Annotated in this window: 10 protein-coding genes; 4 read left to right on the top strand and 6 right to left on the bottom strand. The window is 30.7% G+C overall.

Annotated elements, in window-relative coordinates; all coding sequences use genetic code 11:
• The first annotated feature begins 65 nt into the window (after positions 1-65).
• The gene (locus HGB55_RS03625; RefSeq protein WP_168814732.1) at positions 66-2891 is read left to right on the top strand and encodes a TonB-dependent receptor; all 2826 of its coding nucleotides are present in this window, start codon (positions 66-68) and stop codon (positions 2889-2891) included.
• Positions 2892-2927: 36 nt separating this feature from the next.
• Positions 2928-4127 (top strand): multidrug transporter, encoded by a 1200-nt coding sequence (locus HGB55_RS03620; protein ID WP_168814731.1) that lies wholly within the window; start codon positions 2928-2930, stop codon positions 4125-4127.
• A gap of 80 nt (positions 4128-4207) precedes the next feature.
• On the opposite strand, the gene HGB55_RS03615 is transcribed toward HGB55_RS03620, so the two are convergent.
• The 5 genes from HGB55_RS03615 to HGB55_RS03595 all read right to left on the bottom strand — a co-directional run bounded on the left by HGB55_RS03615 (position 4208) and on the right by HGB55_RS03595 (position 11703).
• Complete coding sequence (locus tag HGB55_RS03615; RefSeq protein ID WP_168814730.1) at positions 4208-4555, bottom strand: membrane-binding protein; 348 nt, start codon at positions 4553-4555, stop codon at positions 4208-4210.
• Between the two features lie 317 nt (positions 4556-4872).
• Positions 4873-7137: an inorganic phosphate transporter gene (locus tag HGB55_RS03610; protein WP_168814729.1), complete on the bottom strand. Its 2265-nt coding sequence runs from the start codon at positions 7135-7137 to the stop codon at positions 4873-4875.
• 203 nt (positions 7138-7340) lie between these two features.
• Positions 7341-9722, bottom strand: coding sequence for a ribonucleoside-diphosphate reductase subunit alpha (locus tag HGB55_RS03605; protein WP_168814727.1), 2382 nt, complete (start codon positions 9720-9722; stop codon positions 7341-7343).
• Between the two features lie 133 nt (positions 9723-9855).
• Positions 9856-10827, bottom strand: coding sequence for a ribonucleotide-diphosphate reductase subunit beta (locus HGB55_RS03600; RefSeq protein WP_168814725.1), 972 nt, complete (start codon positions 10825-10827; stop codon positions 9856-9858).
• Positions 10828-11133: 306 nt separating this feature from the next.
• A complete protein-coding gene (locus HGB55_RS03595; RefSeq protein WP_168814723.1) occupies positions 11134-11703 on the bottom strand; it encodes a DUF3109 family protein in 570 nt (189 codons plus the stop codon).
• A 91-nt stretch (positions 11704-11794) separates the two neighbouring features.
• On the opposite strand from HGB55_RS03595, the gene HGB55_RS03590 reads away from it, so the two are divergent.
• Positions 11795-12370 (top strand): MarC family protein, encoded by a 576-nt coding sequence (locus tag HGB55_RS03590; protein ID WP_168814844.1) that lies wholly within the window; start codon positions 11795-11797, stop codon positions 12368-12370.
• A gap of 15 nt (positions 12371-12385) precedes the next feature.
• Positions 12386-13000: an NAD(P)/FAD-dependent oxidoreductase gene (locus HGB55_RS03585; RefSeq protein ID WP_168814721.1), complete on the top strand. Its 615-nt coding sequence runs from the start codon at positions 12386-12388 to the stop codon at positions 12998-13000.
• Positions 13001-13049: 49 nt separating this feature from the next.
• On the opposite strand, the gene glmS is transcribed toward HGB55_RS03585, so the two are convergent.
• Positions 13050-14900 carry a glutamine--fructose-6-phosphate transaminase (isomerizing) gene (gene glmS, locus HGB55_RS03580; RefSeq protein ID WP_168814719.1) on the bottom strand — a complete coding sequence of 617 codons (1851 nt, stop codon included), beginning with the start codon at positions 14898-14900 and terminating at the stop codon, positions 13050-13052.
• Positions 14901-14903: the final 3 nt, after the last annotated feature.

Here is a 14903-nt window from a genome sequence, read left to right as displayed (position 1 = left end):
TAACAACCGATTAACCTTTCATTTACTTTGTTACAATTTCTTTGCCGTAAGAAATAAAACCTAAAATGAATAAAACAATAATCGTAATTCTATTACTACTTATTACTACACTAACTTTCGGACAATCCAAAGGAACTATTTCAGGGACAGTATATGATAAAGAAGCGGCAAATGCCCCTTTACCTTTTGCAAATGTTTTTATAAAAGGAACATCAATAGGTACAACAACTGAATTTGAAGGAACATATTCCTTTCAAGTTGATCCCGGAACATACACTTTGGTTTTTAGCTTTATAGGATATAAAACTATTGAAGTGCCAAATGTAGTAGTAAAATCAGGAGAAACAACCAAAATTAATCAAACTTTAAGTGCTAGTGAAGGTGTTTCATTAAATGAAGTTGAGATTCAAGCAACTACAAAAAAAGAATCTGAAACTGCATTATTAACCGAACAAAAAAAGGCTGTTGCAATTAAACAAAGCATTGGAGCTGAAGAATTAACACGTAAAGGTGTTAGTGATGCAGCTACTGCCATAACTAAAATTTCAGGTATCTCAAAAGAAGGGTCGAGCAACGTTTATGTACGTGGTTTGGGCGACAGATATTTAAATACAACTTTAAATGGTTTATCTATGCCATCTAACAATATCAATAAAAAGAATATTGATTTAGATTTATTTACTTCAGATGTTATACAAAACGTTTCAGTAAGTAAAGCATATTCTTCTAATTTTTATTCAGACTTTGCAGCAGGTAATGTAGATATTACTTCAAAAGAATATACAGGAGATGGTTTTATTGATGCCGGTGTTGATGTTGGTATCAACTCTAAAGCTGTAGATAAAGACTTTGTGAAAAGTTCCGGTACTGGCTTTTTTGGTTTTTATGGTAGATATAATCATAATCCGTATGCAATTGTGCTTTCTCATGGTGTAGATCCTGTAAATGGAGGAGAACCAATAAATACAGGTGTAAGCTTATCGGCAGGAAAATCATTCGATGTTGGTGATGATGGGCGCTTAAGTTTATTTATTACCGGTTCATTTGGGAATGGCTATGTTTATTCTGACGGTATTGAAAATGATTATACAAACGTTCTAAAAAGATCATTTCCAAATGTAGAAAAGTATAGTTACTCAACAAATACAACTGCTATGGGTAACATTTTATACAAAATTAATAGCGACAATAAATTATCTTATAATTCATTGTTTATAAATAGTTCAAAAGATGAAGTTGGATATTACGGTGTAAAAGGACTTGGTTCTGATAAAGATGCTGTTGATGGTGGTTTTTACCAGATGAATGTTCAATTTAATCAAGATCTTGTTTTTGTGAACCAACTTACCGGTAATCACAAAATAAATGATAATATGTTTGAAATTGACTGGGGCTTAGGCTATAACAATGTTTATTCTCATGAACCGGACAGAAAACGTATCTCATTAGTGGAATATAGCTACGAATTAGATAACGATCCTACTACCGGAGCTTCTTTTTACACTAATAATTCATTTGATAACCAACGCTATTTTGAAAAAATTATTGATGAAGAGTTTAATGGCAGATTCAATTTAAAATATAATATAACTGACGCTACTAAACTTAATTTAGGTTTTAACGGAAGAACTAAAGAACGTGATTTTGAAAACATAAGATACGGTTATAAAAATATGGATAATACCATTGATATTAATCCGGACAGATTCAATTCAATCTTTAATTACAGAAGTTGGGCTAATGGAGTTTATGAAACCGATGTGTTTAGAGCTTTATATCCGGAAGGAGAAGGAATTTTCTTTATAGGACCTACAAACAATCCCGGTAAATTAGAAAATACGTATAAAGGTGAGCTAAATGTAATATCTGCTTACACATCTTTAGAATTAACTTTAGGAGATAAATGGTTATTTGTTCCGGGTGTAAGATCGGAATGGTTTAACCAAAAAATTAATTACGATGTTATAAACGTACTCAAAAATCCCGGTGAAGTTGAAGCTACCGAAGAAATAATATTACCTACATTAAATATTAAATACGCATTATCAGACGATATCAATTTAAGATTTTCATACAGTAATACAGCATCATTCCCTGAATTCAAAGAAATGGCTCCTTATGTATATGAAGGTGTAACTTCAAGATTAGGAGGTAATCCGGATTTGCTTGGCCACCAGGAAGGAATAGAGTATACTAATGTAAAAAATGTTTCATACTCAAAAGTTTTAAATCTAGACTTAAAATTTGAGTGGTTTATAAGTAGAGGAGAATTATTTTCGGTAGCGGGTTTTGCAAAAGAAATTAAAGACCCGGTAAACTTGGTTGTTGCTAATGATGCAACAGGTACACAACGTTTCTTTAGAACAGGTAAAAAAGCAGAAGTTTATGGTGTTGAAGTTGAGGTAAAGAAAGATATTTTAAGAAATAGTGATGAGGAATCAATTTTATCAGGAGGTTTCAATGTTTCTTATATGTATACCGATCAGGATTTATACAGTACAATACAAGGTGCTTACAGTACATCATTTAATAAAAAGAATGAAGAATTACAAGGTGCTTCTCCTTTGTTAATTAATGCCGATTTAAACTTTACACCAAACTTTGGTGAAAAAGTTAAACCAACCATTAACGTAATTGCCAATTACTTTTCTGATAGAATTTACGCTTTAGGTTCCGGACAATTAGGAAATAAAATTGAAAAAGGGTTTACAACATTAGATTTTGTTTGGAAAAATGAAATTGGAGAACATATAGAATTAAACTTAAAAGCAAAAAATATATTAGACCCAAAAATTGATATTATAAGAGAAATTACAAACAAAGAGGAAATAATACTTGAAAGGTATAAACGCGGAATTGATTTCGGACTGCAATTCAAGTATAAATTTTAAAAATCAAAATATAAACAATTAAACAAATTAAAAACAATGAAGAATACTTTTTTAACTTTAGCTATAGCATCAATGCTATTAATTTCATGTGGTGAAGACGATACGTCTGACATCATAATCAACAACACGGACAATTCAACAACTTCTACTACTAATAATAACACTACTGGTGGTGGCGAAACTGACCCAGATGCAGTGGAAAAAATAGACCTTGTAGGTTCACAAACTAGTGATTTAACACTGGAAGCTAAAAATGAATATACAGTAAAAGGTCCTTTTATTATGGAGCAAGGTACAACTTTAACCATTGAAGAAGGAACTACTATTAAAGCTTTAGCTGCTGGTTCTGATGTTTATATAGCTATCGCTCAAGGAGCTAAAATAATTGCTGAAGGAACTAAAGACAAACCAATTATTATGACTTCTAACTCTACTACACCAAAAGCAGGTGATTGGGGTGGATTAATTATTTTAGGAAAAGCTCCAATAAATTCAGTTGCTGAAGGTACTGCAACTTCTGAAATAGGACAATTACCTTACGGAGGAACTGATGCAACTGATAACTCAGGAACTATCCGTTACGTACGTGTACAATATTCCGGAGGTAAAGCTGATGGACAATCAGAAAACAATGGATTTTCTTTTTATGGAGTAGGTAATGGTACTACTGTAGAGTACATTCAAATGTTTGAAGGTTTAGATGATGGTGTTGAATTTTTTGGAGGAACTGTTAATGTAAATTATGTTTCAGTTGTAAATGCAGGAGATGATTCTATCGACTGGACTGAAGGTTACTCAGGAACTATCACTAACGCTTACGTAAAGCATGGTGCTGATCACGACAAAGCTTTTGAATGTGACGGTTATAATACTGATATAGGTAATAACTCCAATCCAATATATTTCTCTGCTCCAACTGTAAGTGATGTTACTATTGTTGGAAATGGAGGTTCTGCTATGCACTTAAGAGCTGGAACTCAAGGGGTTTTTACAAATATTCTTATTGAAAACTATGAAGAAGCTATTAAATTAGATGGAGATGCTACTGATAACCCAACCGGTCAAGGTGTTGTTGATGATCTTTTACAAATAGTTGATGTAACTTTTACAAATGTTACTGTAAAAATGAGTAATAATACTGGCTTTGATTTTACTGAAGCTGATTTAATTTCAGGTGATGGTAATGGTACTGGAACAGATTATGATAGCTGGGGAGCTGGTTGGACAGTTGAATAACAATTTAAATTTAATGTTTTTTATATAATAAAAGAGGCTCAAATGAGCCTCTTTTATTTTTTGCACAACACTTTGTTGTTTTAGTTAAAAGCAACTGCTTTTTCTTCAACATTTGTTATCTTATTTTCTTTATAAGTAACTAAACTAATTTTATCTTTTTTAAAGTAAGTCCATACACCATCTTTTACTCCATTTTTATAATTTGCAATTGCTGTTTTATTTCCTTGTAAATCATAACTTATCCAAGTACCATGTAACTTCCCTTCACTATTAAAAAACCCTTCACGTTCAATTACATTACTGTTATCTGCAAAATAATACGTAGCTTTTACCATATTATCTTCAATTTTTTTATAATCTACCTTTTGCTCTTGTGAAAATGCTGTTACACAGAATAACAATACTACTATGTTTATTAATGCTTTCATACCTTTTGGTTTTAAGTTAATACTAATTTTGAACTACATAACAAATGTATATAATTTACCTTTACTTAATCCTTTCTTAACGTTAAGTTTACATTAAATTTTTTATTATAATATTTAATGTTTTGATACACAGTATATTATGTCAAAATTGTTTAATGCTTAAAAATTTGGTTTTTTAAAATATATGTATTTGTTAACATAAAATTTAAGTTAAGAATCGCTATTAATACTTATAAAAAAATAGTTTTTACACCATAGGAAATAAAAAAAACCTTCAAAAATTTGAAGGCTTTTTTATTTATACTGTTGTAGTTTTTTTAGTTATTCCCCAACTTTTTCTTTTCAAGAACATAAAACTCATGGTATAGTTGCAATAAGTTCATTAAAGCAGAAATTAGATCTTTAGTTTCTAGTAAAATTCCAAAATACAAAGTGGTATTTTTTGGACTTGTTTCTTCTGTTCTAATTCTTCCAATTTGATTATCAATAGATTCAGAAACATGATTAAGTAACTCTTGCTTTTCTTCAAGAATTCTAGATAAATCTTGGAAGGATTTTTCGCTAAAATCAATCTCTATCTGATCAAATAGTTCTTTTAGTTTTTCATTAATAGATTTTAAGTCGTTAATCTGACTTTTCTTTAAATTTTTATGATGATTATTAACATGCCTAAAACTTGAAGAAGATATGTACTCTATAGATTGTGTTACATCTTGTAAGTACCCTAAAACTAAAATATAAAATCTACTGGCTTTAACAGAAGCATCATCTAAAGATTTGATAAAGTAAAAAACATCTTCTTTTAGTTCATTCACTTCTTTATTAAGTTTCTTTACATGTTTTTCGGTTTTTGCTAATTTATTTAAATCATGTGATGCTAAATCATCAACAACACTTGTATATAGCTTATTTACACGTTTAATAACTTCTGAAATATGACCTGAACTTTCTTCAATTACACCACTTATAGTAATTAATTCGGCTCTTTTCATATAGCGCTTTTTATTTTTTTCTTTTAGTTTTCTAGAATGAACCAAATAACCTCTTACCAATAAAAATCCAACTAAAATAAGTGATAAGGCAATTACAATACCTCCTCCCAAATAAATTAAGTACGCAAATGTAGCTGATGCTAAAAAAGCAATTATAGCAGTAGAGAACCATCCTAAAATAACATTTACAACTCCGGCAACTCTATAAACTGCACTTTCTCTGTCCCAAGCTCTATCGGCTAAAGATGTACCCATTGCCACCATAAAAGTTACATATGTTGTAGATAATGGTAATTTAAAGGATGTTGCTATAGAAATTAATATACCTGCGACCATTAAATTAACTGAAGCTCTTATCATATCAAAAGCCGGTAATTCGTACTCTTTATCTTTTGGTAATGTAACTACAGGTTTTTGAAACTGCTGATCAATTTTATCTACAACAGAGTTAGGAATTATAAATTTAAAAGCTTGTGAAATATTTACTGAACCTCTTACAATAAGTCTTGAAAAGAAGTTGGGTTGAAATTTTTCATGTCCGTCACCTTGTCTTGCTAAACCAATTTCTGTTTCTGTTACACTTCTAGCTTTTTTAGATAACCATAATGTCACAACCATTATTGCTCCTGCTATAAATAATAGTAAAGACTCTGTTGGTACTTTTTGAGCCAAAACTCCCATTGATAATTCAGTTGCTTCAATACCCGAAACACTCCATGCTCTATAAGAATGTAAGGCAGCCATTGGTACCCCAATAAAATTTACCAAATCATTTCCTGCAAAAGCTAATGCAAGTCCAAAAGTTCCAACAAGAATAACTAAAACAAGTATATTCTTTTTGAACAGGATTGAAAAAAGTTGAGAAACAATCAACCAAAAAACGAAACTAATTCCAATAATGATAAATTCATTTCCAACCAATAAATGCTTGATATCATCATAAAATGGTGTTCCGCCTAATCCTTTCATGAATATAAAGTATGTTATAGCGGTTAAAGCTAAACCACCAAAAATAGCTCCAAAATATTTCATTCTTTTTTCATAATGAAATGTAAAAATTAATCGTGTAAAATATTGAACAATGGCTCCTACTGTAAAAGCTATTACAACAGATAATAATATCCCTGATATAATCAACAATGCACTTTCAGAATTAATGTATTTTCCTAAATTAGCCATAGTTTCTGTATCAGAACCGCCTATTTTAATTAAAGCCATTGCTACAGCAGCACCTAATAATTCAAATACTATAGATACAGTAGTAGATGTTGGCATACCAAGGGTGTTAAACAAATCTAACAGTATAACATCTGTAATCATCACAGCCATAAAAATGATCATGATTTCATTAAAATAGAATTGGCTAGGTACAAAAATTCCTTTTCTGGCAACTTCCATCATTCCACTTGAAAAAACTGCACCAAAAAAAATTCCAATACTTGCCACTATCATAAGTGTACGTATTGAAACTGCTTTGGAACCTATTGCCGAATTTAAAAAATTTACTGCATCATTACTAACTCCAACAACTAAATCGATTACTGCAAGTACCGTAAGAGCTACAAGCATTAAAATGTAAATATCTCCCATTTTGTATTTAAAATTTGTTATGCAAAATTACTTTCATTATAAGTAGTATATATTAAATTAATGTTAACAATGGCGAATTGTTTAACAGCCAGAATTAATGATTGCAATTAACTGTAAAATTAAACTTTTTACTAAAAACAAGCCCTAACTTTTAATTATAAAAGTTAGGGCTTGTTTAAAAATAGGGTTAATTATTTATTGTTTTACGAACCACACATTAAACAATCATCAGGGTTATCTTTTGATTGCATAATCATTTGCTTTAATTCTTCAGGAGAAAGAGGTTTTTCTTCTTCTTTTTTCTTATTAGACACAGTAAACTGTATTGCATTTACAGCACTTTTAGTACGTAAGTAATACATCCCTGTTTTTAAACCTGATTTCCAAGCATAAAAATGCATTGATGTTAATTTAGCATAATTGGCATCTTGCATAAATAGATTTAACGATTGGGATTGATCAATAAAATAACCTCTTTGGCGAGACATGTCTATTATATCTTTCATACTCATTTCCCAAACTGTTTTGTATAAATCTTTTAAGTTTTGTGGAATTTCTTCAATATGTTGAATTGAACCGTTAGCGCGCATAATATCCTCTTTCATATCATTATTCCATAAACCCAACTCTACTAAATCTTCTAACAAATGTTTATTTACCACAATAAACTCACCACTTAATACTCTTCTAGTGTATATGTTTGAGGTGTAAGGCTCAAAAGCTTCATTATTTCCTAAAATTTGCGATGTTGAAGCTGTAGGCATAGGGGCTACCAATAATGAATTTCTAACTCCGTACGTCATCACATCTTTACGTAATGATTTCCAATCCCATCTTCCGCTTAAATCGTCTTCTGAAACTCCCCACATGTTAAATTGAAATTCTCCTTGTGAAATAGGAGAACCTTTAAAGGTTGAATAAGGTTCTTTTATTTTAGCAACTTCCATTGATGACGTTACAGCAGCAAAATAAATGGTTTCAAAAATTTCTTGATTTAATTTTTTGGCCTCATCACTTGTAAAAGGTAAACGTAATAATATAAATGCATCTGCTAATCCTTGAATTCCCAGTCCTATTGGTCTATGCCTTAAATTCGAATTTTCAGCTTCTACCACAGGATAATAATTTTGGTCAATTACTGTATCTAAATTTCTGGTAACTTTTTTGGTAACTTCAAATAATTTTTGATGATTAAAGAATTTAACACCCTTCTCATTTTGCTCTACAAACATAGGAATTGCAATTGAAGCTAAATTACATACAGCAACTTCATCTTTTGCTGTATATTCCATAATTTCAGTACACAAGTTTGATGAACGGATAGTTCCTAAATTCTTTTGATTAGATTTACGGTTAGCCGCATCTTTATACAACATATAAGGATTACCCGTTTCTATTTGAGCTTCTAAAATCTTTTCCCAAAGTTCACGTGCTTTTATTGTTTTGCGTCCTTTTCCAACTTTTTCGTAACCTGTATATAATTTCTCAAACTCATCTCCATAAGTATCAAACAAATGAGGACATTCATTCGGACACATCAATGTCCACTCTCCATCTTCCTCAACACGTTTCATAAATAAATCAGGAATCCACATAGCGTAAAACAAATCACGTGCGCGCATTTCTTCAGCTCCGGTATTTTTGCGCAAGTCTAAAAATTCAAAAACATCAGCATGCCAAGGTTCCATATAAATTGCAAAAGAACCTTTGCGTTTACCTCCACCCTGATCAACATAACGAGCTGTATCATTAAATACTTTTAGCATGGGTACAATTCCATTTGAAGTACCGTTAGTTCCTCTAATATAAGAGCCCGTTGCTCGTACATTATGAATTGATAAACCAATACCACCGGCAGATTGCGATATTTTAGCCGTTTGTTTTAAAGTGTCATAAATTCCATCAATACTATCGTCTTGAACTTGCAGTAAAAAACACGATGACATTTGAGGTTTTGGAGTTCCTGCATTAAAAAGAGTTGGTGTGGCGTGTGTAAATATTTTTTTAGACATTAATTCGTATGTTTCAATAGCTTCATCAATATCATTTTGATGAATTCCTACTGCAACACGCATTAACATGTGCTGTGGTCGTTCAGCTATTTGACCGTTAATTTTTAACAGATACGAGCGTTCTAATGTTTTAAAGCCAAAGTAATCGTATCCAAAATCTCTGTTATAAATAATTGTAGAGTCTAATTTTGAAGCATTATTCATAATTATCTTATAGGTTTCATCAGATAATAATGGTGCTTTTTTTCCTGTACGTGGATTTATATAATTGTACAAATCCGTCATTACATCAGAAAACGTTTTTTTAGTATTTTTATGTAGATTTGATACGGCAATACGAGCTGCAAGTTTGGCATAATCCGGGTGTTGGACTGTCATAGTTGCTGCAATTTCAGAAGCTAAATTATCAAGCTCAGAGGTTGTTACACCGTCGTATAAGCCTTCAATAACTCTCATGGCAACTTTTACAGGGTCAACAAGGCTATTTAAACCATAGCACATTTTTCTAACTCTTGCCGTGATTTTATCGAACATCACAGGCTCTTTTCTTCCGTCTCTTTTTAATACATACATAAATTATACTTGTTTGTTTATTTGTAATTCTTTTAAAATCAAAAGCATAACGTATATCATTGATTTTTGAATGATTCAAATCTCAATAATGATAAAGTTATAATTTGAATTGATGATTATTTTTTAAATAACACTAAAAATCTGCGTCGAAACTTATATTTCCTGTACCACCACTTTTAACGCCTGCTTTTTGATAATCGGAAACACGTTTCTCAAAAAAGTTTGTTTTTCCTTCTAAAGAAATCATTTCCATAAAATCAAAAGGATTTGTTGAATTATAAACCTTTTCACAACCAAATTCAACCAATAATCTATCTGTTACAAATTCCAGATACTGTGTCATTAATTTTGCGTTCATTCCAATTAAACTAACAGGAAGAGATTCCGTAATAAATGAACGCTCTATGTCTAAAGCATTAGTTAAAATTTCAGTAATACGTTCTTTAGGTACTTTGTTTACAATATGATTATTGTGTAAGTGCACTGCAAAATCGCAATGCAATCCTTCATCACGAGAAATAAGTTCGTTAGAAAATGTTAATCCAGGCATCAGCCCTCTTTTTTTCAACCAAAATATAGAACAAAAACTACCTGAAAAAAAGATTCCTTCTACAGCTGCAAATGCAATCAATCGTTCAGAAAAATTAGGGCTGTCAATCCATTTTAAAGCCCATTCTGCTTTTTCCTTTATGGCAGGAAAAACTTCTATTGCCTTAAATAACTGACTTTTTTCTACTTCATTTTTAACATAGGTGTCAATTAATAATGAATAAACTTCAGAATGAATATTTTCCATCATTATTTGAAAACCGTAAAAGAATTTAGCTTCAGTATATTGTACTTCGCTTACAAAATTCTCGGCTAAATTTTCATTTACAATACCGTCTGAAGCAGCAAAAAATGCCAATACATGTTTTATAAAATAACGTTCGTCATCATTTAATTTTGATTCCCAATCTATTACATCTTGATGTAAATCAATTTCTTCGGCAGTCCAAATACTGGCTTCTTGCTTTTTATACCATTCCCAAATATCTTGGTGTTGAATAGGAAAAATTACAAATCGATCTTTATTTTCTTTTAAAATAGGCTCAATAAACGACATTAATTAGAGTTTTAATTGGGTTGTTAGTTAATAGTTATTTTTAATAGAATTGGGAAAAACAAATATTGAAAAAAAACAAACACCAAAAAAGACTTACTTATTCACATTTGCTTACAAGTTTTTAACATTACTAGAGAAATTTATAAAATTAAATATATACAACTGATTGATACACTTGTAGTTATGAATAAAAAACAGCTGTGTAAGCCGGTTTTATTGAGATTAATTAAAAACAACTGATTATAAAAAAAGAGTACAAAAAAATGTACTCTTTTTTGAGGCGATACTTCGTATTAAATAATTATTTCATTCTTTACAATATTTTATGGCTACACTTTCAAGTTCGGCATACCAATCTTTACCAAATTTTCTAATTAGTGCTTCTTTTACAAATTTGTATACCGGAACTTGTAATTCTTTTCCTAAAGTACAAGCATCATCACAAATTGGCCATTTATGATAGTTAACTGCTGAAAATTCGCTGTAATCCATAATGCGAATTGGATAAAGATGACAGGAAATAGGTTTTTTCCATTTTATAACTCCTTGGTTGTAAGCTTCCTCAATACCACATTTAGCTATATTATTCTTGTCAAAAATAACATAAGCGCAATCTTTATCATCAATCAAAGGAGTTTCATACTCCCCTTCATTAGTTATAAAGAGTCCTTGATCTTCAATAGCTTTAATTCCTTCTTTTCGCAAAAAAGGTTTTACTCTTGGATAAATATCTAAAAGAATTTGAAGTTCATTTTCTTCTAAAGGCGCACCTGCTTCACCATCTATACAACATTTACCTTTACAAGCAGCTAAATTACAGATAAATTCCTTCTCTATAATATCTTCTGAAACTATGGTTTTTCCTAACTGAAACATGCTACAAAAATAAACTATTTTTTCACATAATTTTTTCTGTTAATTTAATTAGATTTATATACTTTTGCCAACATTTTAAAAAATGAAAACAATGGGATTTGATATTAAAGAAATTTTAACTGCAACAATGGTATTGTTTGCAGTAATTGATATTATTGGCAGTATTCCAATAATAATAGAGTTACGCAACAAAGTTGGACATATTCAATCGGAAAAAGCTTCAATTGTTGCTATTATAATTATGATTGCTTTTTTATTTGTAGGTGAAAGTATTTTAAAACTAATAGGTATTGATGTACATTCATTTGCAGTAGCAGGTTCCATAGTAATTCTTTTTCTTGCACTTGAAATGATTTTGGGCATCACTCTTTTTAAAGATGAACATCCTGAAACTGCAAGTGTGGTACCTTTAGCCTTTCCATTAATTGCAGGTGCAGGTACAATGACAACTTTATTATCTTTAAAAGCTGAATTTGAAACAATTAATATAATTATTGCTATCTTTATAAATACAATTTTTGTTTACTTGGTTTTAAAATCATCAAAAAAAATAGAACAACTTATCGGTAAATCAGGCATTGATGTAATTCGTAAAATATTTGGAATTGTATTGTTAGCTATTGCTGTAAAATTATTTGTCTCAAATATTCAAGGATTATTTCACTAACTAAATTCTTAAAAAATGAAAAAATTTGATGTTTTAATAATTGGAGGGAGTGCAGCAGGTTTATCTTGCGCTCTAATTTTAGGATCAGCAGTTAATAAACCGTTTGCAAAGGATAAAAAAATTGGAATTTTTGCGCATCAAAAAAGTGCTGCTTTAAATAATGCGGAGTTAAATAATGTGCTAGGTTTTAAAAAAGGAACAAAAGGAAATGAAATTTTAAATGAAGGTCTTGAGCAATTAGCTAATGATTTTCCTCATGTAGAACAAATTCATAAAGAAAAAGTTGTAGAAATTAAACGTTTAGAAGATAAATCATTACTTGTTATAACAAACAAGGATTCCTATAAGACAAAAATAGTTGTGGTTGCTGTTGGACCATCTAAAATGTTTGATATAGTTGGCTTAACTCAATATGTTGAATCTCATATTCAATTACCAATTGAAAAAGATAAGATTATGCTTAAAAATTTTAATCATTTAATTGAAGAAGGAATTTATGTTGCTGGAATTTTGGCAGGGTGGCGCAGTCAGTATGCAATTGCAGCTGGAAGTGGAGCTCAGGTAGGAACAGATATTCTAACTCTTTGGAATGACGGAAATCATACAATGATACACGATGTTATAAAATAAAAAAAGCCAGTTTCAAAAACTGGCTTTTTTTATATTTAAATGTTACTTTTTATTCTACCGTAACTGATTTTGCTAGATTCCTAGGCTGATCTACATTACAACCTCTCATTACAGCAATATGATACGATAAAAGCTGTAAAGGTATTGTGGTTAATAAAGGTGTAAAAGCTTCTTCTGTTTCCGGAATTTCAATTACGTGGTCTGCAATATCTTTTACAATGGTATCTCCTTTAGTTACAATTGCTATAATTTTTCCATTACGAGATTTAATTTCCTGAATATTGCTAACTACCTTATCATAATGTCCTTTTTTAGTTGCAATAACAACAACAGGCATAAATTCATCAATTAAGGCAATTGGCCCGTGTTTCATTTCTGCGGCAGGATAACCTTCTGCATGGATATATGAAATTTCCTTAAGTTTTAAAGCTCCTTCTAATGCTACCGGAAAATTATATCCTCTTCCTAAATACAAACAATTTGGGGCATCTTTATAAATGGCGGCTATTTTTTCAACTTCGGCATTGATACCTAATAATTTTTCTACTTTAGACGGAATAAGTTTCATTTCTTGCAAACAACTATGAAACTTAGAGTTTGATATTTCCCCTTTTAAATGTCCTAGTTTTAAAGCCATTAAAGTAAGCACCGTGATTTGAGTTGTAAAAGCTTTGGTTGAAGCTACGCCAATCTCTGGTCCGGCATGTGTATATGAACCCGAATCTGTTTCTCTAGCGATTGAAGAACCAACAACATTACAAATTCCGTAAACAAATGCGCCTTTAGATTTTGCTAATTTAACTGCAGCTAAAGTATCTGCTGTTTCTCCAGACTGAGATATTGCAATAACTATGTCGTTTTTATTTATAATTGGATTTCTATATCTAAATTCTGAAGCATATTCGACTTCAACAGGTATTCGTGCTATATCTTCAAATAAATATTCTGCAACTAAACCTGCGTGCCATGATGTTCCGCAAGCTACAATTACTATTCTGTTTGCATTTAAAAATTTAGTAATATTATTATCAACACTACCCATTCTAATAATGCCTTGATCTGCTAAAAGTCTTCCTCTAAAAGTATCTGAAATTGCATTTGGTTGTTCGTGGATTTCCTTCAGCATAAAATGATCAAATCCATCTTTTTCAATTTGCTCTAAATTAAGTTTGAGTTCTTGAATATTTGGCTCAACAAAAGAATCATCATTTATTTTTCTAACCCTAATATCTCTATCTAACTTAATTATTGCAAGTTCCTCGTCATCTAAATAAATAGCATCTTTTGTATATTCTATAAAAGGAGAAGCGTCAGAAGCAAGAAAGAATTCTTTATTGTTTTCACCTATACCAATAGCTATTGGACTACCTAAACGAGCAACAATTATTTCGGTTGGATTGGTGGTATCTAAAATGGCTATTGCATAAGCCCCCACAACACTTGTTAGTGCCATTTGAACAGCATTACCTAACTTACAATTATTCTGTTTTTTTACTTCTTCAATTAAATTAACTAATACTTCAGTATCTGTATCACTACTAAAGGTATACCCTCTTTTTAAAAGTTCTTTTTTTATTGCAACATAATTTTCAATAATTCCATTATGAACTATCACCAAATTTCCTGAATTTGAAACTTGAGGATGTGCATTTTCTTTATTTGGAATACCATGTGTTGCCCATCTGGTGTGTCCTAAACCTAAATTACCTTCAACATTCCCTTTTTGAGCTATTTTTTTTAAGTCGGATACTTTTCCTTTTGTTTTAAATAGGTTCGCATTTTTATTAGATGTTAAAACAATTCCTGCACTGTCATAACCTCTATATTCTAAACGTTGCAATCCATTAATAACTATTGGATATGCTTCTCTAAAACCTAAATAACCAACAATTCCGCACATACT

It is taken from the genome of Lutibacter sp. B1, assembly GCF_012524075.1.
Classification (GTDB): domain Bacteria; phylum Bacteroidota; class Bacteroidia; order Flavobacteriales; family Flavobacteriaceae; genus Lutibacter.
The sequence above is the reverse complement of the archived record's forward strand: the minus strand, read 5'-3'. Positions and strand labels throughout refer to the sequence as shown.

What these genes read in the sequence shown, in the direction of transcription:
- HGB55_RS03600 (WP_168814725.1), bottom strand. Translation starts at nt 10,827, where the DNA reads ATGTCGTTTATTGAGCCTATTTTAAAAGAAAATAAAGATCGATTTGTA.
- HGB55_RS03590 (WP_168814844.1), top strand. Translation starts at nt 11,795, where the DNA reads ATGGGATTTGATATTAAAGAAATTTTAACTGCAACAATGGTATTGTTT.
- HGB55_RS03585 (WP_168814721.1), top strand. Translation starts at nt 12,386, where the DNA reads ATGAAAAAATTTGATGTTTTAATAATTGGAGGGAGTGCAGCAGGTTTA.
- HGB55_RS03615 (WP_168814730.1), bottom strand. Translation starts at nt 4,555, where the DNA reads ATGAAAGCATTAATAAACATAGTAGTATTGTTATTCTGTGTAACAGCA.
- glmS (WP_168814719.1), bottom strand. Translation starts at nt 14,900, where the DNA reads ATGTGCGGAATTGTTGGTTATTTAGGTTTTAGAGAAGCATATCCAATA.
- HGB55_RS03610 (WP_168814729.1), bottom strand. Translation starts at nt 7,137, where the DNA reads ATGGGAGATATTTACATTTTAATGCTTGTAGCTCTTACGGTACTTGCA.
- HGB55_RS03625 (WP_168814732.1), top strand. Translation starts at nt 66, where the DNA reads ATGAATAAAACAATAATCGTAATTCTATTACTACTTATTACTACACTA.
- HGB55_RS03605 (WP_168814727.1), bottom strand. Translation starts at nt 9,722, where the DNA reads ATGTATGTATTAAAAAGAGACGGAAGAAAAGAGCCTGTGATGTTCGAT.
- HGB55_RS03620 (WP_168814731.1), top strand. Translation starts at nt 2,928, where the DNA reads ATGAAGAATACTTTTTTAACTTTAGCTATAGCATCAATGCTATTAATT.
- HGB55_RS03595 (WP_168814723.1), bottom strand. Translation starts at nt 11,703, where the DNA reads ATGTTTCAGTTAGGAAAAACCATAGTTTCAGAAGATATTATAGAGAAG.